Genomic DNA, 22,195 nt, shown 5'->3' on the forward strand with positions numbered 1-22,195 from the left:
TTGTATCGTGATACTACAAACAACATTTTTATTCATAAGCGGAGCAGAGATAGCATTCATCTTATTTATTGCTATCATGGTTTTTGGTGCTGATAAGCTACCAGAGATTGCTCGTGGTTTAGGGAAAGGTATGCGTACCATAAAAAATGCCACTAACGATATAAAGCATGAAATCACTAAAAGTGCCGAAAGTAATGGTATCGACACTTCCTTTGTAACCGATATTAAAAAAGAAATCGACAGCGTTAAAGACGATGTTGAAGATTTCGCGGGTTCGGTAAAACGTAATAATCGATAAAGTTTACTGAGTGTTCTTATTAATTTGTTCAGTTTTATTTTAGAACTATTTGCTTTTTTCGAATTGATTACTAAAATTTTAGAGGTATAACATTAGCATTAGTTTATTTCGGTTTTTTCTTTTAAAATATTACATTAGGGTAACAAAAACATATGCTTACCTTTTTCTATATATTATCGGGCTTCTGTATTCTGGTATCACTGCTTCCTTTAAGTAGAAATCAACATTGGTTGGTTAGAGGTATTGACTTTATGAAATTCCATTTGTTTATTTTTATATGTTTAACCATAATTTTTGGAATGTTCTTATTAGGAAAATCTCAATATGTAGCATTATGTGTTTTCCTTTTGGTTTGTGTTAACAGTTATCATATCATTAGTTTCTTGCCATATACTACATTTTATAACATACATAAACCGAAACATCAGCAAAAGTCAAAACCTATTTCAATTGTTACGTTTAACGTATATCAGTTTAACAAGAATTATCAAGGTTTAACAGCTTTGATTAGAGAAGTTAATCCAGATATACTTTTAACTATGGAATCGGATATAGCATGGGAGCAAGGAATGAAGTCAATAGAAAAAGTGTACGAGAATCATCATAAAATTCCGTTATCAAATACCTATGGTATGCATTTTTACACGCATTTAAAGGTAGTTGAAATTAAAACCAATTTTTTTGTATCTGATGATATTCCAAGTATTGAAGCCTTGCTTGAGACTAATGACGGTTATCGGTTTTATTTTTTTGGAGTACATCCACCTCCACCAAGTCCCACGGAGGAACCTACCTCGAAAGAACGTGATGGCGAACTTATGAGTGTTGCAAAGCGAATCAGGCAATTGCAGGGTTCGGTAATTGTATCGGGCGATTTTAATCAAGTGACTTGGGGGTATACAAATCGGTTATTCCAAAAAGCATCTCAGCTTATCGATACACGAGTAGGGCGCGGATTTGTTTCTACCTTTCATGCCAGATACAAATGGTTTAGAATTCCTTTAGATCAAATTTTCCACTCACCAGATATTATTGTTTTTTCGTTTAAGACCTTACAAAATATAGGCTCCGATCATTTGCCTTTGTATTGTGAGTTTTCGGTAACCACTAATAAAAGAGTGTTAAAGGATAACAACTTAGAACAAATAGATAATGCCGAAAGAGCCGAGATGAATACTATGATTAAAGAAGGAAAAGAAGAAACAGGCGATAGACAATTTACTTAATAAAGAATTATTTTTTTCTGCTAATGGTTAACCCATCTCTTATGGGTAATAAAACCGTTTCAACTCTGGGGTCTTCTTTTAAAAGCGTATTATATTCTAAAACAATTTTAGTCGAATGGTCTTTCGGGTCTAATGGTTCTACCACTTTGCCGTGCCATAACACATTATCAGAAATGATAATCCCACCCGGATTTAATTTCTCAATTATTAGATGAAAATAATTCACATAATTAGGTTTGTCGGCATCAATAAAAACCAGATCGAAGGTTTTATCAAGCGTTGGAATAATATCTATAGCACTTCCTAAATGTTGAATAATTTGATGGCCGTACACCGATCTATCAAAATATTTACGCTGAAAATCTACCAGTTCTTCATTCACATCAATAGTATGAACTTCACCGTCTTTTTGGATGCCTTCCGCCAGACACAACGTCGCATAACCGGTAAATGTGCCTAATTCTAAAATGTATTTAGGGCGCACCAGTTTTGAAATCATACTTAGTACACGACCTTGGTAAGGGCCGCTAAGCATAATGGGTTGCAATATTTTTTGGTAGGTTTCACGAGTGAGTTGTTGCAATAATTCCGGTTCGTTTTCAGAATGGGCAACGACGTAATCATCTAAATCTTCAGGTAAAAAATACATATGGGTGTGCTTTTAAAACAGATTGCAAAAATAGGATATTTTAAATGAAAATGCAGTTTAATAACCGTATTTGCAGTTCGCCCGAATATCCTTTTTATTTCTGTACCTGTAAGTTTTCTTTGATGCAGAAATATTTAAATTTACTACCATGAAGAAACTTATCGTACTACTCGTTATCATGATAGCGATTCCTTTAATTATTGTTGAAGATTCCTATAAAAATTATGAGTATTGGTATAATAATTATCCAGACTTACCCAAAGACGACAAATGGGAGTTTTTTAAGCAAAGAGTTTTTGGTACATGGGGTAAAACTCCAATGCATGTTAATAAATACGAGGGACCTATTTTATATGAATTGTATGGGGCTTCAAAGCAAGACAGTTTGGCGTTTAATGAGATGATAGGTGAACTGAAGGAATTAATACCTAATAAATATATAGGTGGTTTTAAAGTTTACACTGGTTTTGATTTGTTATCTGATAGTTTAAAAGAAAGTACTATTATGGTAAAGGAATTTAAGTTGAAAGATTTAAAAACGATAGCCATACCAATTCATTTTACTAAAGATTCAATTGATCCTAAAGGCACAGTTGTAGCTAAATCATCAGGTTTAAGTTTAGTAAGTTTTCGATCTATAGCCAACCCTCTTAAAATTATTTCGGGTTATACAAAATCTGAAATGTTTTTTCGTTTTCCAAAGAAAGCTACTATAATTGAACGAAAAGAATCCATTCAAAAGGAATTTATTCGATTAATAACCTGTGCTTCTTTTTTCGATGGTAGTATAAAAGATACTAAAATAGATGTAGAAAGTTCAATGTTAAATAGTAGAGAAGATAAAAACAATGGGAATCAATTTACTGAGTTTGATAGGTTTTTAGTGCAAAAATTATATTCGCCAGATTTAGAAAAGGAATTTTCGGATTATATGTATAAAACTTATCCTTGGCGACATGCAAATAATTATTTAAATAAAGAAAAAACAAAGATTTTTGCCGTTTGGAGTGTTGTGCTACTTACTATTGTGTTAACATGGATTGGTTTTGGTTTGTTGTACAAAAAGGACTTAAAATATCTTTTTTTAAGCTATTTTTTACCCGTGTTGTTTTTTATGTTAATTATACTTTATGGATATAAGTTATACAATTATTTAACTAAACCGTATGATTTTGAGCATTTGCCACAATATATTGGTATTCATATTATTTTTGCAATAATAGCTTCTATTGTATCCTTGTTTTTGATGATGTTTGATAAAAATGTCTTAATCGACAAGACTAATTTTACGAAACAATTTGTTTTAAAAGAGTTGTCGACTTTTATAATAGCTCTGAGTCCTGTTATTGCTTTCTTTTTATTAGAAAACAACCCAAATAGTTCTTGGTTAAAATTAAATCCACTTTTATTAGTTGTTTTTGCCTTTACTGTTGGAAGAGGCCTCCTAATCTACCTAAATCACTTCTCTGAAAACTTAGTCAAACAAAAAGATTTAGAGTTAACTAAGTTAAGGGAACTCAATGCAAACGCTCAGGTAAAATTATTACACTCGCAAATCAATCCGCATTTTTTATACAATGCATTAAACTCTATTGCCGGATTGGCAACCGTAGATGGTGAAAAAACCGAACACATGGCCTTAGCGCTTTCCGATTTGTTTAAATATACCATAAACCGAAAAGGTGAAAAGTTTAGCACCATTAAAGACGAACTAGAAATGGTTAATAATTATCTGGAAGTGGAGCAAATTCGGTTTGGTGACCGACTTCAATTCAAAATTGAATGCGACGAAAGTTTAAAAGGTTTTGAAATACCTCGATTTTTGATTCAACCTTTAATTGAAAATGCCGTAAAACATGGCGCATCTAAAGTTCAGAAAAAGGCTTGCATTGGTTTGTCCATAAAAAAAGAAAATCATCAAATCATTATAAAAGCAACTGATAATGGCCCCGAATTTCCAGAAGGATTGGTTAGTGGTCATGGCTTGCAATCGGTTTACGATTTGCTGGAACTCAGTTATGGCAATAAAGCCCAGTTAAGTTGGAGTAATACTCCGGAAAAGCACATTAGCATAACCATTAAACAAAAGGATTTAAATGATGAATAGCATGTTTAGAACCATAATTATAGACGACGAACCACCAGCAAGAATCCGTTTACAAAAGCTGTTATCAAATTTTTCAAACGTTATTGAAATTATAGCCGAAGCCCAATCGGGGGTAGAAGCGCAGGAGCTTATCAATACTTTAAAGCCAGATTTAATTTTTTTAGACATTGAAATGCCGGGGTTGACAGGTTTTGAACTCTTAAAAAATCTTGCGCATATGCCTATGGTGGTTTTTTGTACGGCTTACGACCAGTATTCGCTTCAGGCGTTTGAAACCAATAGTGTCGATTATTTGGTAAAACCAGTGCGTCTGGAACGTCTGGAAAAAACTATTGAAAAATTAAAACGGTTTAGAACAACCCCATATGAAACACATCAACTTTTAGACTTGGTTAAAACTTTAACCGAAAAGAAAGATGAAAAAGTCATGACGTCTATATCTGTTAAAAAGGATGATAAATTAGTGTTTATAAAACTTGAAGATGTCACGTATTTCGAATCCGATGAGCGCTATGTGTTCGTCTATAACTCTAAAGGGAAATTTCTAATAGAGCAGTCTTTGTCTAAACTGGAAGAAAAATTACCTGATTATTTTTTACGTGTTCATCGTAGTATCATCATCAACACCGAATATGTTGAAGAAATTCAAAAGTATTTTAACAGTCGATATAGTATAAAACTTAACAATAAAGGTATAACCCAAGTCACTTCAGGACGAAGTTATTTGCAGGTTATAAAGGATTGGATTGAGGTGTAAAACAAAAGGCTGGTTTATCCAGCCTTTTATGTCAATATTCTATCAATTAATTTTTGTTTAGCGATTTCATCATCACCATGCAACCATTGAATTACATTATTTTGCCAGATGGCATCACGGTCGTTTTCGTTAATGATTTTCCGTTCAATAGCTAAATCTAAAATTTTTCCGGGGTAAGAGGATTGTTTAATACTTTCCATTTCTCCTAACGGATACGGGTCATCTAAACCCATAAGTACCTGCTTGACGCCTTGGTTTTTAATAAGTAATTCTAGAGAACCGGTATCGTGTACCAAAGTATCGAAAAAGATGTTTTTATGGCCTACAGCTTTCCTTGGGTGATGTTTCCCTTCAAATAAGTCTGGTCTGCCGTCAAATCCTTGAATGCGACGTCCGAGGTTAATTTGGGCTAACTGTCCGCCATGAGCAAAACAGGTACGCATATTCGGGTATTTTTCCTGATAGCCGTTTAAGGTTAAAAAATGATAAGCGTCGGCACATTGGGCCAGCATCCAGATGAGGTGAAAACGCCAGGAGGTGTTTTCCAGTTTTATAAACTTTTCGCCATCGTAGGGGTGAATTTCTACCGCCAGATTGTATTTGTTGGCCAGCTCAAAAATAGGTTCGTTTTCTTCATCAAAAATACAGCGCCATGTTCCAATGGTATCCATATAATGGGTTGGTAAGCATAACAAACTCATGCCATTTTCTTCCACGCAACGCTCCATTTCCCAGCAGGCACTGCGAACAAATCCAGGGTGAACCACAAATCCGCAGGTAAATTTACTAGGGTATTGCTGCTGAATACGGGCGTTAAAATCGTTTTGAAAACGTAGGGCCTGTTTCATTTCTTCAACTCGCAACCCATTACCATAGAGCTGAGACAAGTTTAAAACCACAGCGTGATCAATTTTAAAACGCTCCATCCACTCCAGTTTTTCATGCAGGAAGAAACTGGAATCGGTTACCGGACGTTTCCAATCTTTTTGCAGCATAAATTTCCGGTCTTTATCGACCCAGAAAATGCCTTTTTCACGCATAAAATCCGGAATTTCTTCCGGGTAGGGTAAAAGGTGCGAGTGTCCGTTTATGCGAAGTTTACGTTGTTCCATAAGTGTTATTCTGGATTTACTTCAGAATATAAAATCATTTTGTCATTCTGAGCTTATTTCAGAATTTATAATTAATCTTCAATTTTTACTTTTTTAGGCGGTTCCATGGTAGCTCCGCAATTCTGGCAAGTACGTTTTTCGAGGTCGCTGTAATACTTATCAAAGATTTTAGGCATATCAATTTCAATATTCTCTAGAGCAAAATCTTCTTCATATAGTTTGGTGGTACACGATTCGCAAAACCAGAGTAAGGCATCTTTCATGCCTTCTGGTCGTTTGTATTCAATAACCAAACCAACTGTATTGGCACCACGCTGTGGCGAATGCGGTACTTTGGGCGGAAGTAAATAAATGTCACCTTCCTTAATATGCACATCTTTAGGTTCACCGTTGTCAATAATTTTCAAAACAATATCACCTTCCACCTGATAGAAAAATTCAGGCGTTTCGTTATAATGGTAATCTTTTCTGCTGTTCGGTCCGCCAACAACCATCACGATAAAATCACCATCTTTCCAAACTACTTTATTGCCAACCGGCGGTTTTAAAAGGTGTCGGTTTTCTTCAATCCAGGCTTTAAAATTCAAAGGAGAAACTAATTTACTCATGGTTTTATATTTTGGGCGTGCCCCTTCGGGTCAGGTTTTTCGCGCTACATGGTAGCTTGCTTTAATCCTTCACGCAATAATTCTTTTCTAAAGTTACAAACTTTTTGTGCGTCCGCCATCAACAGGAATGTTAATTCCGTTAATATAACTGGCCGCTTCACTAGCTAAAAACACGATGGCATTAGCTGTTTCTTCAGGTTTTGCAAAGCGTTTGGCAGGGGTATAATTTTTCATGATTTCCGCCATATCTTCAAACGAACGATCTTCGTTTTTGGCCTTAATCTGAATAATTTCGTGAAGTCTTTCGGTTTCGGTAAATCCCGGCAAGATATTGTTTACCGTAATTCCAAAAGCAGCGACTTCGGTAGCCAGTGTTTTGCTCCAGTTGCCTACAGCGCCTCTTATGGTATTGCTTACGCCAAGTCCGGGAATAGGTTCTTTAACCGATGTAGAAATGATGTTTACAATGCGCCCAAAACCTTGGTCTTTCATGAATGGAATGGTAGATTGTGCAAGCACATGATTACATTTTAAATGCTGAACAAAAGCATTGTCGAATTCATCCAGACTCGCATTAATAATTTCACCACTTCGTGGCCCTCCGGTATTGTTTACAAGAATGTGAAAGCCGTGGTGTTTTTCAATGTACTTAATCACTTGTTCCTGCAAATCTCTTGGGTTTGAGAAATCGGCAACAATAAAATCGTGTCTATCACTATTGGGTAATTCGGTTATTACTTGTTTAAGCTTGTCTCGGTTTCTGGCGACTAAAGTCACAATGGCACCTTCTTCGGCTAATGCTATAGCAGTTGCTTTGCCAATTCCAGCGGTGCTGCCACAAACTAAAGCGTATTTGTTTTTTAGGTTTAAATTCATAGGCTTTCCTGCTAAAACAGGAATCTTTTAAAATTAATTATTTAGTTTATTTAGATGCTGAAACAAGTTCAGGATGACACTTTGTATCAGTATTTTATACATACATTTTTAGTTTCGGTAAAAAATCGCAAAACGTCAAAACCACCTTCACGACCAATACCGGAAGCTTTTACACCTCCAAAGGGTGTTCTTAAATCACGAAGCATCCAGGTGTTCACCCAAACAATTCCAGCTTGAATTTGATTACTTAAACGCATGGTTCGTTTTAAATCGTTAGTCCACAAGGTAGCCGATAAACCGTACTTTACCTGGTTTGCCATTTGTAGAACGTTATCTTCAGTATCAAACGGCATAAGGGTAACAACAGGTCCAAAAATTTCTTCCTGATTGAGTTGGCAATCATTACTTTGAACTTCAATAATAGTTGGTTCCAGATAATACCCATTTTCACTTTCTTTAACAGTAATTTTATGGCCACCCAATAGAACGGTATGTTCTTTTTTTGCAATATCGATATAACTCAATACTTTTTCAAGATGTTCTTTTGAAACTAGGGCTCCAATATCGGTATCGATGTTTGATGGGTGTCCTACTTTAAGTTGTTTTACTTTGGTTATAAAATCAGTTTTAAATTGTTTGTAAATGGAATTCTCTACAAAAATGCGACTTCCGCATAGACAAATCTGTCCCTGATTGGCAAACGACGACCTCACTGTTGTTTCCAGCATGTCATCATAATCACAGTCAGCAAAGATGATATTCGGATTTTTCCCACCCAGTTCTAAGGATAACTTTTTAAACAAAGGAGCTGCAGTTTTTGCAATATGTGCCCCTGTTTTTGTGCCTCCAGTGAAGGAAATAGCTTTAATATCAGGATGTTCAATAATAGCTTGCCCAGTAGTAGAACCTAACCCATGAACAATGTTTAAAACGCCTTTTGGTAAACCAGCTTCATTACAAATGTCTCCCAGTAAATAGGCGGTTACAGGTGTAATTTCACTAGGTTTGGCAACCACACAATTACCAGCGGCTATGGCAGGAGCAATTTTCCATGTGAATAAATACAGAGGAAGATTCCATGGCGAAATACACCCGACCACACCAAGAGGTTGTCTCAGCGTGTAGTTTACAGCATCAAGACCAACACTCTGGTGGCTTTCACTTGAAAATTGTGTGATGGCATGCGCAAAAAAGCGAAAATTACTTGCTGCTCGTGGAATATCAACAGTTTTTGCTAAGTTAATAGGCTTACCATTGTCTTTACTTTCAATTTCCGCAAGGCGATCTAAACTAGCTTCAATGAGTTCTGAAATTCTTATTAAAATACGGCTACGTTCCTCTAAAGTAGTTTGTGACCAACTAGGAAACGCCGATTGTGCCGCGATGTATGCATTGTCGACATCTTCTTTAGATGAATTTGGTAAACTGCCATAAATTTCACCATTTGCAGGGCAGTAATTGTTTAGCCATTTATTTAACAATGGATCGTGAAAATTACCGTTTATGTAGTTTTGAACCTTAAGCATTTACTGTTTTTTATAAGCTATCACTTTTATTTCAACAACTAAATCGGGGTGAGGTAATTGATGTACAGCAACCGTTGTTCTGGTTGGTCCGGTTTCCTTATCGAAAAATTCAGCGTAAGCTTTGTTGTAGCCAGCAAAATCATTCATATTGACTAAAAATGTTGTTACGTCAACTACATCCTGAAGTGTAGCACCTTCTTTTGCTAAATTTTTTTCAATGTTTTTTATAACCTCACGAGTTTGAACTTCAATGTTTAAGTGCTTTGTGCCCATGTTGTCAACAATATCAACGCCAGCAATGGAATTATTAGGGCGTCGGGAACTGGTGCCAGAAACAAAAATGAAATCGCCCACGCGTTTGGTATGCGGATAGGCACCTCGGGGTGTTACTTGTTCGTTACTCATAGTTTTGTTTTTAGTGATGCATGTTTTTTGCAACACGGTCTTCTTCCAGAATATTTTCAGTTTCAGTCTGAACTTTTTTTAAGGTGTTCTCAAGCCAGTTTTTATTATCTAGTTTAAGGGGTGTTTCTATGTCTCCATCAGCAAGCATATTTAAAATCGCCTTGTCTTGTGCACGTCCTTTTAGCATGGCTTCACGATAGCCCATATTTTCATTAAAAGTTACTAAGGCATATTTTGAAGCGTAGCTATTCGGGAAATTTTTTTCGAAAGCCATTTCTAAGTTACGTTTTTCTCGGAAAATAGCATTGTTAACATGACCTTTCATTTCGTGAAAATTATCTATAGCTAAATCGGCAATCGCATCGGTGTCTTTTTTACGTGTTTTTTCAAAAGCTTTAAACAGACTTTCCCAGTCTTCATAATCTTGGTCCAACAATTTATCAAATTCAGTGACATCTTCAAAAGAAGCATTCATTCCTTGTCCGTAAAACGGAACGATGGCATGCGCAGCGTCACCTAGCAATAAGGTGTTGCCTTTATAATGCCAAGGTGAACATTTTACAGTACCTAAAGGCGATGTGGGATTTTTAAAAAAATCGTCTGCCAGATTTGGCATTAATTCCAGAGCATCTTTAAAGTAAGTTGAAAAGAATTCAATAACCCGGTCTTTGGTCGTTAGATTGTTAAAATTATACTCACCATCGTCATAACTTAGAAATAGGGTGACGGTAAAACTACCATCTAAATTAGGTAATGCGATAAGCATAAACGAATCGCGTCCCCAAATGTGTAAAGCGTTTTTGAAGGTTTTGTATGCCCCATTTTTAGTGGGGAGAATGCTTAGTTCTTTGTAGCCATGGGTTAGATAATCTTGTGAAAAACTGAATAAAAATTTCTTTCCCAGATAATAGCTTTTTCGAAGTACAGAGCCAGCACCATCTGTCCCAATAATAACATCGGCTTGCTTTGAAAACTCCGTTTTGTCTTCATATTTATAAAAATAAGAGGTGTTATTTTCGAAATCTACGGAAGCGCATTTATGGTTAAACTTAATACTAACATTTTCTAAACTTTCGGCTTCATCTAAAAGAAGTGCGTTTAAATCGGTTCGGGAAATGGAGTTGATGTATTCGTGCTTCTTTCCGCTATATGGTGATAATAGGGTATTGCCTTCCATACCATGTAACATGCGACCATGCATAGGAATACAAAGCGGTTCGACTTTATGTTGAATACCCACCAGATTCATGGCTTTAATACCTCGGTTTGAAAACGCCAGATTTATGGAACGTCCGGCACTGATATCAACTTTTCTAAGGTCGGGACGTTTTTCAAAAACTTCAACATTAAAACCACGTTGCCCAAGACGTAAGGCAAGTAACGAACCACAAAGTCCGGCACCAATAATTTGTATGGTTTGGTTGTTATTCATTCAAAATACTTTTTAAAATTTCAACCATGCGATATACGTCTTCAAAGGAATTATAAAAAGGTGTTGGCGCACAACGAATAACATCGGGTTCACGCCAGTCACAAATAATACCAGCTTCTGTTAACTTATTATGTAATGTTCTATCTGCATTTTTAACCTGAATCGATAACTGGCAACCACGTTCTTTACTGTTTTTAGGCGTGATGATTTTAATATGTTGGTTATTTAGCTCATTGATTAAAAATTCAAAATAGCCGGTAAGTTTTTTTGACTTTTCGGTAAGTTTCTCAATACCAACTTCATTAAATAAATCTAACGATGCACGAATGGCAGCCATGGAAAGAATAGGCGGATTACTTAATTGCCAGCCTTCGGCACCCGGTAGTTGGTCAAATTCATCACGCATATTAAAACGTGTTTGCTTATTATGGCTCCACCATCCTGTAAATCGGTTTAAACTTTTGTTGTAAGCATGACGTTCATGAACAAAGGCTCCGGCTAAACTTCCAGGGCCTGAGTTTAAATATTTATAGGTACACCATACGGCAAAATCGGCTCCTGAATCATGTAAATTTAGTTGTACATTTCCTGCGCCATGGGCACAGTCAAAACCAACCATACAACCGTGTTGATGTCCGAGTTTAGTTATACGCTGTAAATCGAAACATTGTCCGGTATAGTAATTTACACCACCAACCATAATGAGCGCAATCTCATCACCATGTTTTTCTAAAATAGCTTCCAAATCTTCATAACGTAACAATTCTTCGCCTTCTCTTGCTTTCCAGAGGATAATGCCGTCTTTGTCGTCAAATCCATGATGACGTAATTGCGATTCTACGGCATATTTATCTGAAGGGAATGCATCGGCTTCTATTAAAATTTTATAGCGTTCAGGTGTTGGTTGGTAAAAGGACACCATCATAAAGTGCAGATTAGCCGTGAGGGTATTCATAACCACGACTTCGATAGGTTTTGCGCCAACGACATTAGCCATACTTTCAGTAAGGAATTCATGGTAAGGTAACCAAGGATGTCTGGCTTCAGTATGACCTTCAACACCTAAATTAGCCCAGTCTTCCAATTCCTGATTAACATAAGATTTGGTGATTTTTGGCTGTAAGCCTAAGGAATTTCCGCAGAGATAAATTAAATCATTTCCCTTATTATCCTTTGGAATATGAAACTGATTACGGTATGGTGCTAAAACATCGTTTTGATCTAATGTTTTAGCAAAATCGAGTCCTAATTTATAATCGAACAAAATATTTTCCTTTGAGTTTTTGTAAAAGTTAATTCTCCTAAATTTAGGAATAAAGTTGCTAAAGTCGTTTAAATTCAACTTGTAAATTTTGTATATTTAATGAAACACATTAGTTATGAGCAAGATAAAAGAATATACAAATGGAGAAGTGACGATTGTCTGGAAACCTGAAAAATGTATTCATTCGGGTATCTGTGCCAAAGGTTTACCACGGGTGTTTCAGCCAATGGTACGCCCTTGGATAAATATTGATGCTGCAGAAACAGAGGCTTTGGTGAATCAGGTGAAGGCTTGTCCATCGGGAGCTTTAAGTTATTACATGAATGATAAAACAGATAAAACGGCTGAAATTTTGGAAACTCAGGTTGAGGTTTTAGAAAATGGTCCATTATTGATTTACGGCACTTTGCATATTACACATAAGGATGGAAGCAAAGAAGAGAAGAATAGAACGACGGCCTTTTGCAGGTGTGGGCATTCGAATAATAAACCATTTTGTGATGGTTCGCACGCCAAAGAAAATTTTAAAGGATAAAAAAGAGAAAGCGCTTCAACTATATAATTGAAGCGCTTTAAATATATAGAGACGCATACGCGGAATATTTTTTTAAACTGTTTTAAAATATATACGCTTTTAAAATGATTTTGGATGATAGCTTTTTTAGAAAATTTAATGCTTTTCTTTGAGTAATTCCGGGAATTTAGCTTTAAAACGATTCAACCTCGGAATCGATACATTACGCACGTAAGGATTGTTAGGGTGCAGACGTTCGTAATTTTGGTGGTAATCTTCTGCCTTCCAGAATTTTTGAAACGGATAAATTTCAGCAGCTATTTTAGCATTAAGCTTTTTAGCTAATTCGGTTTTCTTTTTTAAAATGATTTCCTTTTGAGCTTCATTCTGATAAAAAATGATAGAACGGTATTGTGAACCAATATCATTACCCTGTCCGTTTACCTGAGTCACATTTTGAGAGCCAAAATACACATCAACGAGCGTTGAAAAACTGACAATGTTCGGGTCGTAAATTACTTCAACCGATTCGGCATGACCAGTTTTCCCGGTGTTATTAGTTTCGTAAGTAGGGTTTTGGGTGTGCCCACCTGAATAGCCGCTAATCACTTCGTCTACGCCTTTTATGCTTTCATAAATAGCTTCAACACACCAAAAACACCCACTGGCAAAGTAGGCACGTGCTTTACCATTTTTAATAGGCACTTCAACAGGTTTGGAATTAATAATAGCTTCCTGTGCTTTAGGATTTTGAGCTGTGTTTTGGCAACTTATGAGTAAGGTAAGCGTGAAAGTAAAAATAAGGTGTTTCATAGTTTAGAGTTGTCATGTTTTTGATTTAGACGTAACTGAATGAAAAACCTTAAATTTAGAGGAATAAAAAAGCCTTTACACAAGATAGGTAAAGGCTTTTTGATATTTAGTTAGAAAATTATTAGCTTATTTTAGCGAATAATTTTTCCATTTTTTCTCTTTGTTCTTCAGCTAACTGAGCGTCAACTAAGATACGTCCACTGTGCTCATCGGTGATGATTTTTTTGCGTGCTGCAATTTCAACCTGAATTTGCGGTGGAATTGTAAAGAAGGACCCTCCTGAAGCACCTCTTTCGATTGGCACAACAGCTAAACCATTTTTCACGTTTTGACGAATTCTGGTGTAAGCAGAAACTAAACGCTCTTCAATTTCGTTTTTGTAATCTTCAGATTTTTGAATTAACGCCTGTTCTTCTTTTTCAGTTTCAGCTAAAATATCGTTTAACTCACTCTTTTTGTGTTTAAGGTGTGTTTCACGTTCTTTTAAACGTTCTTTAGTTTCAGCGATTACTTCTTTTTTCTGCTCGATTTGCACTTTAAATTCTTTAATGTGCTTTTCAGCTAATTGAATTTCTAATTCCTGAAATTCAACCTCTTTAGTTAAAGAATTATACTCTCTGTTATTTCTAACGTTTTTTTGTTGTTCGGTGTACTTTTTAATTAAAGCTTTAGCTTCTTCAATAAGATTCTTTCTAGATGTAATATCGTTGTCGATAACCTCTAAACTAGAAACTAATTTTTCTAATCTGATGTTTAATCCGGCAACTTCATCTTCTAAATCACGAACTTCTAAAGGAAGTTCTCCTCGAACATTTCTAATTTCATCTATACGAGAATCGATGAGTTGTAAATCGTATAAAGCTCTTAAGCGGTCTTCAACAGTTACTTCTTTATTTTTAGCCATACTTTAAAAATACTTAACAGGATTGGTATTTGTCTTTGATAAAATGATTGCAAAATTAGTAATTTTTTTTGTAAGATGAGCTACTAAACCGTTTTTTGTGAACTGCTCACTTTCGTAATGTCCAATATCGGTGAGTAGAATGCTATTTTCAGCTGTAAAAAAGTCATGATATTTTAAATCGGCTGTGATAAAGGCATCAGCAACAGCGGCTTTCGCTGCATTGATGGCAAAACTTCCGGATCCACCAAGCACCGCCACTTTTTTAATATTTTTATTTAAAAAGGCTGAATGTCGAATGCATTCGGTATTCATTTTGTCTTTTACATAGCTTAGAAAGCTTTTTTCGTCCATGGCTTGTTCGAATTCGCCAACCATACCTATGCCAATATGCTGATTTTTGTTTTCAATGGTAATGACTTCGTAAGCCACTTCTTCGTAAGAATGGGTGTCTAATAACGTTTTTAGAATTTTAGATTCTAAATGTTTCGGAAAGGTAATCGTAATTTTGGTTTCGGCTTCGGTATGCGTTATGCCGCGTTCGCCAATAGTAGGATTGGCGTTTTCGTTACCGTTAAAGGTACCATAACCTTCAACATTAAAACTACAATTACTGTAATTACCTATGGTTCCGCCGCCGGCTTTAAATAAAGCAGCCCTTATTTGTTCGGCTTCGTTTTTAGGAACATAAGTAGTTAGTTTTTTTATCGTCTGTGTTTGCGGAATTAAAACCTGTTTATTGGTTAATTGCAGTTGATTACAAATCATATCATTTACACCTTGAAACGCATTGTCTAAAGCTGTATGCATGGTGTAAATGGCAATGTCGTGTTTTATAGCTTTTAGGACGACACGCTCTACATAGGTTTTTCCAGTGATTTTTTTTAGTCCTTTAAAAATGATAGGGTGGAAGCTAACAATTAAATTACAGTTGTTTTCCATGGCTTCATCAACGACGGCTTCTAAAGTGTCGAGTGTAACTAAAACCCCAGTTAATTTAGCATTTTTATCACCAACTAAAAGACCAATGTTGTCAAAATCTTCAGCATAGGCTAAAGGCGCAAGAGTTTCCAAGTGGTTAATAACATCTTGAATGATCATGAAATTGTTTTGTTTATTTCAAAGATAAAATTTTATGTCATTTAGAGGTAATATTTATTGAGTTTTAGAAAAATCAAAACCTTCTTTAATACGATGAAAAATTCTTATATTGCCACGTTAAAATGAAACTAGATTGGGGCCTGATGAAGTTAATTAGAAAAATAGTCTTTCCGTTTGTACCAGTTTATTATTTAATTACACGTTTAAGAAATATATTGTACGATAAGGGTTTAAAAACATCAACATCGTATGACTTTCCTGTAATTTGTGTCGGGAATTTAAGTGTAGGTGGCACAGGGAAAACCCCCATGATTGAGTATTTAATTAATTTGCTGAAGGATGATTATTTGGTAGCGACTTTAAGTCGTGGTTATAAACGTAAAACGGAAGGATTTCAGTTAGGAGATGAACAATCTATTGTTGAAACTTTGGGTGATGAACCTTTTCAGTTTTATAACAAGTTTGGTAGCGATATTTTAGTGGCTGTAGATGCTGATCGCAGAAATGGAATTAAGCAATTACAGGCTTTAGATAAAGTACCGGAGGTTATTTTACTGGATGATGCCTATCAGCACCGAAAAGTAAAAGCTGGTTTTAATATTTTGTTATCTGCATATAATAATCTTTATACTAAAGACTGGGTGCTGCCTACCGGAAACTTGCGAGAACCTAGAAGTGGTGCAACACGAGCTAATGTGATTGTTATTACCAAGTGTCCGGACGATTTAAGCGAGGTTAGAAAGCAACATATTATTAAGGCTATAAAGCCAGAATCTCATCAGGAAGTGTTTTTTAGTTCGATTGATTATGATGCCAATGTGTATTCAGCGAAACAAACGATGTCTTTGGAGTCTTTAAATAATTTTACTTTGGTAACCGGAATTGCCAATGCGAATACGCTGGTAAAATATTTAAAAGGTAAACATTTGAATTTTGATCATTTGAATTTTGATGACCATCATAACTTTACCGATCAGGAGATTTTACTATTGAGTACAAAATCCAAGCTTTTAACCACCGAAAAAGATTTCATGCGATTAAAACAGTATGATATTTTAAAGGATAGGTTATACTACTTGCCTATAAAAATAAAGATTGACAGACCTGAGGTGTTCGATAAACTGGTTAAAGATTTTGTTCAGGCTTGATTAAGCTGTTGTTGATCTCCCTTTTTTTGAAGCCAGAGCATTATAAAGTTTTTTCTCAAATTCTTCCTGTTTAAATGGTTTTGGGATGATGTCTGTAAATCCGGCTTCCTCAAATTCATGCATTTTATCTTCTATGGTAACGGCAGTAAGTGCGAAAATCGTTAATTCTTTATCGAATGTTCTAACTATTTTAGTAGCTTCAATACCGCTAATGCCCGGCATGTGGATGTCCATTAAAACAATATCATATTTATTGGTTTTAATCATATCAACAGCAGATTCACCATTGTCTACAATTTCGCAATTCAGTTTCATTTTCGTTAAGATTTTCTTGGTAATCATTTGGTTGATTTTGTTGTCTTCAACAACTAAAACCTTAACATGTTCTAAATCTAAATCGTCTGGGTTGCCACTAAAGTAAGTCGTTTTGTTTTCTAGGTTTTCTTCGGTAGCCGTATATTCTAAAGGAATTTCAAAGTAGAAAGTCGTCCCTTTTCCAAGTTCACTCTTCACGTAAATTTTTCCTTTAAGAATTTCAATTAAACCTTTAACGATAGAAAGACCTAAACCTGTACCGCCGTATTTACGGTTGATTTGTATAGAGCCTTGCGAGAAACTTTCAAACATATGGTCTTGTTTCTCCTGACTGATTCCAATACCGTTATCTTCGACTTCAAAACGCAGGGTATAAATGTTGCCTTCTTCTTCAATTTTGTAAATACGAATCCAAATGTCACCGTCTTTGGTAAACTTGATGGAATTACCGATGAGGTTAATCAGGATTTGAGAAATTTTAATTTGATCGGCAATGAAGTTTTCACCAAGATTGGTGTCGTATTCCAAATGAATGTTTACGTTGTTATCCTGAGCAGAGTTGTTTAATGCCAGGATAATGTTGTTGATTTTCTTTTTCAGATTGAAGGGCTCTGGTTCAATATCAACTTTGTTCGCTTCAATTTTATTGATTTGAAGAATATCGTTAATGAAGGTTAACAGATAGTCTCCCGAAAATTTTAAAGATTTTAAATGCTGAATTTGTTCAGGTTTTGGGTTTTCTTCAAGCAACATATTACTCAATCCAGTAACGGCGTAGAGTGGTGTACGTAATTCATGTGTTACGGTTGAAAGAAAGTTTGCCTTGGTTTTTGATGCTAATTCAGCTTTTTCTTTAGCAATAATAAGCTCTCCATTTTTTTTGTGGAGCATATTATTGGTTTTTAATCTGATGTTATTGTTTTTGTATAGCGATAGCGTCAATAGGGATAAGATGGTAATTAAGGCGACACTTAAAATAGAAATTAAAGTTCCTAAGTTTTTATCGTCTTCGGCCTTTTCTTTGTCTTCCGATAATTTGGCATTTTCCTGAAGGGCATAGTCTAATTTGGCCTGTGTTTCTTGCGCTTTAGAATAGTTGGCGCGTTTAATGCCGGCTAGAGAATCTGAAATTTCAATGTGGTATTTTAAATTTTCTCTCGATGCTTTGTAGTCTTGAAGTTCGTTATAAATGTCGCTTGTAATTAAATAGCCTTTATCAAGAATACTTAAATAGCCTTCTTTTTTGGCTATGGTTACGCCTTCATTTGCAAGAATGAGTGCTTTATCGTTGTTTTTAAGTTTATTGTAAACAATGGCGTGATAAACTAAGTCTTCACTTTGTGTTTTTAGTAAATCGTTTTTTCTGGCTAGGGCTAAAGACTGTTCGATGACGTCTCTGGCTCTGTTATAATTCTTTAAAAGTAAATAGGTTTTACCTTCTGCAAGGAGCACATCGGCTAAATCGGCATGCAGTTCTTCTTCTTCAAATTTTGATTTTGCAGCTCTGTAAGAATCTAAAGCCTGATAATACATTTTCTTAGCGACATAAACATCACCAAAAATTTTGTATGATTTACCAAGATTGATATTGTCGTTTATGGTACGTTGAATTTCAACCGCTTTGTTAAGAGAATTAATGGCCTGTTCCAACTCTTCTACATACAACTGAAGCTTACCTTTTAAAGCATATATTATGGCAATATTTTCTTTGTTATTGGTGTTTTCTGCAATTTTTAGGGCAGAATCGAGGTTTTTCTGTGCTTCATAATAGCTGAAGTTTTCCAGATTGGTTTGAGCATTTTCAATATGATAATTGATTTCATTTTGAATTAACTCTGGATCTTCATCGGCAGAAGTCTGCGACGACACACACATGCTAAAGAGCAATAGTAGTAGGACTATGTAACTTTTGATTTGAAGCATTATTAGATATGTTTACCGACAAATATAAATAATTTATCGATAAAATGCATTTTTTTTCGACAAATTACATATTAAGTCAATGATTCTTTGGGAATAACCACTTTCATTATCGTACCATCCTATAATTTTTACCATGTTTCCAATAACGGAAGTCATCCCTGAATCAAATATACAAGAATGTGTGTTACCAACAATATCAATCGACACAATTGGGTCTTCGGTATATTCTAAAATGCCTTTGTAATCTCCTAAGGCGGCTTCCCTAAAAGCGTTGTTAACGTCTTCAATACTAACCGTTTTCTTTACATTGAAAGTAATATCGGTTAGTGATCCGTTAATTACAGGAACCCGAATACCACAACCACCAATAACATCAGACAGTTCAGGAAATATTTTGGTTAATGCTTTGGCAGCTCCTGTTGTTGTTGGCACAATGGATTGCCCGGCAGCTCGCGAACGTCTTAAATCGCGATGCGGCTGGTCGTGTAAACTTTGATCGGTAGTGTAGGAGTGTACCGTGGTTATATAGGCTTGATTAATACCACAAAGTTTATTGATGATGTCAATCATTGGTGCGGCATTGTTTGTGGTACAGGAAGCATTGGAGATAATAGTTTCTGTACCGTCAATGCTATTATCATTAACACCTAAAACAATAGTTTTTATATGATCGTCTAAGGGAGGAACACTTAAAACCACGTGTTTTGCTCCATTATTAATATGGTATTGTAATTCACTTTCGGTTTTAAACTTTCCGGTAGATTCAATTACAAAATCAATATTAAACGGTGTCCAGTCAATATCTTTTGGGTGTTTTTGATTCAGAAGGGTAACTTTTTTATCATTAACAATAAAGTTGTTGTTCTCAAAAGAAACCATACCGTTAAAACCACCATGGATACTATCATATTTTAGTAAGTGACTTAAGGTTTTAATATCAGCTAAATCGTTAATCGCGACCACCTGAACGTTTTCATATTGTTGTAATAATCTGAAAACACGTCTGCCTATTCTACCAAATCCATTGATAGCTATGTTAATCATATCTTAGTTAATATGTTTTTGAGCTCTGTAAGACGAACGTACTAATGCACTACTTTCAACGTGGCGGAAACCTAATGCTTTTCCAATCTCTTCATATTCTTTAAACTGGTCTGGCGTAATAAACTGCTGAACCGGTAAATGTTTTTTACTTGGTTGCAGGTATTGACCTATAGTCACCACATCAACATCGTTAGCTTTTAAATCGTGAAGGGTTTCAATAACTTCTTCGCGAGTTTCCCCTAAACCTAGCATGATACCCGATTTTGTACGACGTTGTCCTTGTTGCTTTAAGTATTTTAAAACACCCATACTCCGATCGTATTGCGCTTGAATACGAACTTCACGGGTTAATCGGCGAACGGTTTCAATATTATGAGATACGACTTCTGGAGCCACATCAATAATTCTGTCGATGTGTTGTTCGATACCTTGGAAATCAGGAATAAGGGTCTCCAGGGTTGTTTCAGGATTCATTCTACGAACAGCCTTAACCGTTTCAGCCCACATAATGCTTCCCATGTCTTTTAAATCATCACGATCTACACTGGTTAAAACTGCGTGTTTAATATTCATGATTTTTATAGAGCGCGCTACTTTTTCTGGCTCATCCCAGTCTACCGTTTCCGGACGTCCGGTTTTTACACCACAAAAACCACAAGAACGTGTACAAACATTACCTAGAATCATAAAGGTAGCGGTACCCTCACCCCAGCATTCACCCATATTCGGGCAACTTCCTGAAGTACAAATCGTATTCAGTTTATATTTGTCAACTAAGCCTCTTAATTCGGTGTATTTTTTCCCTGTTGGAAGTTTAACGCGTAACCATTTTGGTTTTGGTTTTCTTTCCGGTAATATATTTGAAGTGCTTTCTGTATTCATATCGAAAAATAAAGCACAAAGATACAAAGTATTCTTTTAAAAGCGGCTATAATGTGGTTAGATACCAAATGCTAAAACCTATAAGGAATATGATACCCAGCCAGCTTAAAATATGTAGTTTTTTTGATGGTCGCCAGGCGACAGGTGTATGTTTACTGCTTATTAATTTGTAGTTGATAATCGAAAAAAAAGGAGCTGTTACAAAAGAAAGAATAGTTGCCAGTTGAATAAGTAAACCCATTTCCGAGGCTAAAAATAAAAAGATGCATATCGAGCCAATAGTTAGTATACTAATCCAAAACGTGTAGTTTAACTTGTCTGCCTTTTTAAAAAGTAATTGTGTGGCTTTAGACATAGCTCTGGGAGATGCGTCGAGTGTAGTTAGCGTGGTGCTAAACATGGTTGTAAAAGCAGCAATGCCGATAATAATATAAGCCCAGTTTCCAAGGTTTTTAGTATACATGTTAATAAGTTGTCCTGAAAATACACTAGCCGACGAACTAAAACTTTCACCACTTTTGTACATCACCAAAGTGCCCAAAAGTAAAAAGCCAATACCAATAATAATCGTGCTTAAATACCCGATATTAAAATCGAAAAGTGATTTTTCCGGGGTATATGTTTTGGTGTCTTTATGTTTTTGAACTGCCCAAAGCGATTGCCATACTGAAACATCTAGAGGCGCAGGCATCCAACCCATGAAAGCTATTAAAAAGGCGATATCTAAACTGTTGTCGGGAATGATTTGAATTAGTGAAACGGGTTGATGTGTATTAGAAAGCGCAATGGAAACTGCTGTAAAAGTGCTAATGGTTAAGGTAATGACAATAACTTTCATCAGGCGGTCTAGAAGCTTATATTTCCCGATAGTTAGTAAGGCAACACAAACCAAAAGAATAACCATGGTCCAGATCTCGGTGCTTGAAATGATGGTATTCCCGATACTGAAACTATCAAAGTGTCCAAATAAATTAGCGGCCAAACCTGCCGTAACAATGGTTACTGCGGTTTGTATGGTAAACATGGTTGCGAGATTCAGGATATAATAAATCAAGAGAACACCTTTTCCTAGTTTTTTATAACCATCAAGTAAACTTTCACCTGTGGCTGTTGCGTATCGTGGGCCGAACTGAAAAAACGGATATTTGCACAAGTTTACTAATAGTAAAGCCCAAAGTAGTCCCATGCCAAAATCGGCGCCAGCCCTTGTAGATTGAACTAAATGTGATACACCTATTGCTGCACCAGCAAATAATAAACCCGGACCAAGATTTTTAAGCTTTGCAATCATTTT

The 22,195-nt window shown here is 35.7% G+C and carries 21 protein-coding genes; 6 read left to right on the plus strand and 15 right to left on the minus strand.

Annotation, left to right across the window (positions count from 1 at the left end; translation table 11 throughout):
• The first annotated feature begins 7 nt into the window (after positions 1-7).
• Entirely contained in the window at positions 8-298 is a 291-nt protein-coding gene (locus ICJ84_RS13315) for a Sec-independent protein translocase subunit TatA/TatB (protein ID WP_188216905.1), read from the plus strand.
• 299 nt (positions 299-597) lie between these two features.
• On the plus strand, positions 598-1,524 hold the full coding sequence (locus tag ICJ84_RS13320) for an endonuclease/exonuclease/phosphatase family protein (RefSeq protein WP_206688705.1): 927 nt from the start codon (positions 598-600) through the stop codon (positions 1,522-1,524).
• A gap of 7 nt (positions 1,525-1,531) precedes the next feature.
• On the opposite strand, the gene ICJ84_RS13325 is transcribed toward ICJ84_RS13320, so the two are convergent.
• Positions 1,532-2,173, minus strand: a complete 642-nt coding sequence (locus ICJ84_RS13325) for an O-methyltransferase (RefSeq protein WP_188216907.1) — start codon at positions 2,171-2,173, stop codon at positions 1,532-1,534.
• A 148-nt stretch (positions 2,174-2,321) separates the two neighbouring features.
• Between ICJ84_RS13325 and ICJ84_RS13330 the strand changes: the two genes are divergently transcribed.
• Positions 2,322-4,280 (plus strand): sensor histidine kinase, encoded by a 1,959-nt coding sequence (locus ICJ84_RS13330; RefSeq protein ID WP_188216908.1) that lies wholly within the window; start codon positions 2,322-2,324, stop codon positions 4,278-4,280.
• A 1-nt stretch (position 4,281) separates the two neighbouring features.
• Positions 4,282-5,037: a LytR/AlgR family response regulator transcription factor gene (locus ICJ84_RS13335; protein ID WP_188216909.1), complete on the plus strand. Its 756-nt coding sequence runs from the start codon at positions 4,282-4,284 to the stop codon at positions 5,035-5,037.
• 26 nt (positions 5,038-5,063) lie between these two features.
• Here ICJ84_RS13335 and ICJ84_RS13340 read toward each other — a convergent pair whose 3' ends face one another.
• The 7 genes from ICJ84_RS13340 to kynU all read right to left on the minus strand — a co-directional run bounded on the left by ICJ84_RS13340 (position 5,064) and on the right by kynU (position 12,260).
• Positions 5,064-6,149 (minus strand): amidohydrolase family protein, encoded by a 1,086-nt coding sequence (locus ICJ84_RS13340; RefSeq protein WP_188216910.1) that lies wholly within the window; start codon positions 6,147-6,149, stop codon positions 5,064-5,066.
• Between the two features lie 71 nt (positions 6,150-6,220).
• Positions 6,221-6,757, minus strand: coding sequence for a 3-hydroxyanthranilate 3,4-dioxygenase (locus tag ICJ84_RS13345; protein ID WP_188216911.1), 537 nt, complete (start codon positions 6,755-6,757; stop codon positions 6,221-6,223).
• Between the two features lie 93 nt (positions 6,758-6,850).
• Positions 6,851-7,633 (minus strand): SDR family oxidoreductase, encoded by a 783-nt coding sequence (locus tag ICJ84_RS13350; RefSeq protein ID WP_188216912.1) that lies wholly within the window; start codon positions 7,631-7,633, stop codon positions 6,851-6,853.
• 86 nt (positions 7,634-7,719) lie between these two features.
• Complete coding sequence (locus ICJ84_RS13355) at positions 7,720-9,159, minus strand: aldehyde dehydrogenase (RefSeq protein ID WP_188216913.1); 1,440 nt, start codon at positions 9,157-9,159, stop codon at positions 7,720-7,722.
• Positions 9,160-9,564 carry a RidA family protein gene (locus ICJ84_RS13360; RefSeq protein ID WP_188216914.1) on the minus strand — a complete coding sequence of 135 codons (405 nt, stop codon included), beginning with the start codon at positions 9,562-9,564 and terminating at the stop codon, positions 9,160-9,162.
• A 10-nt stretch (positions 9,565-9,574) separates the two neighbouring features.
• Positions 9,575-10,996, minus strand: coding sequence for an FAD-dependent oxidoreductase (locus tag ICJ84_RS13365; RefSeq protein ID WP_188216915.1), 1,422 nt, complete (start codon positions 10,994-10,996; stop codon positions 9,575-9,577).
• Entirely contained in the window at positions 10,989-12,260 is a 1,272-nt protein-coding gene (kynU, locus tag ICJ84_RS13370) for a kynureninase (RefSeq protein WP_188217009.1), read from the minus strand. The genes ICJ84_RS13365 and kynU overlap by 8 nt, the downstream gene beginning before the upstream one ends.
• Positions 12,261-12,375: 115 nt before the next feature.
• Between kynU and ICJ84_RS13375 the strand changes: the two genes are divergently transcribed.
• Positions 12,376-12,795 (plus strand): (4Fe-4S)-binding protein, encoded by a 420-nt coding sequence (locus ICJ84_RS13375; protein ID WP_188216916.1) that lies wholly within the window; start codon positions 12,376-12,378, stop codon positions 12,793-12,795.
• Between the two features lie 135 nt (positions 12,796-12,930).
• On the opposite strand, the gene msrA is transcribed toward ICJ84_RS13375, so the two are convergent.
• From msrA to ICJ84_RS13390, 3 genes are all read right to left on the minus strand, one after another.
• Positions 12,931-13,587, minus strand: coding sequence for a peptide-methionine (S)-S-oxide reductase MsrA (gene msrA / locus ICJ84_RS13380; RefSeq protein WP_188216917.1), 657 nt, complete (start codon positions 13,585-13,587; stop codon positions 12,931-12,933).
• A gap of 121 nt (positions 13,588-13,708) precedes the next feature.
• The gene (locus tag ICJ84_RS13385) at positions 13,709-14,491 is read right to left on the minus strand and encodes a zinc ribbon domain-containing protein (protein ID WP_188216918.1); all 783 of its coding nucleotides are present in this window, start codon (positions 14,489-14,491) and stop codon (positions 13,709-13,711) included.
• A gap of 3 nt (positions 14,492-14,494) precedes the next feature.
• Complete coding sequence (locus ICJ84_RS13390; RefSeq protein WP_188216919.1) at positions 14,495-15,589, minus strand: Nif3-like dinuclear metal center hexameric protein; 1,095 nt, start codon at positions 15,587-15,589, stop codon at positions 14,495-14,497.
• Positions 15,590-15,732: 143 nt separating this feature from the next.
• Between ICJ84_RS13390 and lpxK the strand changes: the two genes are divergently transcribed.
• On the plus strand, positions 15,733-16,737 hold the full coding sequence (gene lpxK, locus ICJ84_RS13395; protein ID WP_188216920.1) for a tetraacyldisaccharide 4'-kinase: 1,005 nt from the start codon (positions 15,733-15,735) through the stop codon (positions 16,735-16,737).
• On the opposite strand, the gene ICJ84_RS13400 is transcribed toward lpxK, so the two are convergent.
• The 4 genes from ICJ84_RS13400 to ICJ84_RS13415 are packed head-to-tail and all read right to left on the minus strand — an operon-like array spanning position 16,738 to position 22,192.
• On the minus strand, positions 16,738-18,975 hold the full coding sequence (locus tag ICJ84_RS13400) for an ATP-binding response regulator (RefSeq protein ID WP_188216921.1): 2,238 nt from the start codon (positions 18,973-18,975) through the stop codon (positions 16,738-16,740).
• Between the two features lie 33 nt (positions 18,976-19,008).
• Positions 19,009-20,019, minus strand: a complete 1,011-nt coding sequence (gene gap, locus ICJ84_RS13405; RefSeq protein WP_188216922.1) for a type I glyceraldehyde-3-phosphate dehydrogenase — start codon at positions 20,017-20,019, stop codon at positions 19,009-19,011.
• Between the two features lie 3 nt (positions 20,020-20,022).
• A complete protein-coding gene (gene lipA, locus ICJ84_RS13410) occupies positions 20,023-20,901 on the minus strand; it encodes a lipoyl synthase (RefSeq protein WP_188216923.1) in 879 nt (292 codons plus the stop codon).
• A 46-nt stretch (positions 20,902-20,947) separates the two neighbouring features.
• The gene (locus ICJ84_RS13415) at positions 20,948-22,192 is read right to left on the minus strand and encodes an Nramp family divalent metal transporter (RefSeq protein ID WP_188216924.1); all 1,245 of its coding nucleotides are present in this window, start codon (positions 22,190-22,192) and stop codon (positions 20,948-20,950) included.
• Between the last annotated feature and the right edge of the window lie 3 nt (positions 22,193-22,195).

Origin of the sequence: Aestuariibaculum suncheonense (assembly GCF_014596935.1) — a bacterium.
Classification (GTDB): Bacteria; Bacteroidota; Bacteroidia; order Flavobacteriales; family Flavobacteriaceae; genus Aestuariibaculum; species Aestuariibaculum suncheonense.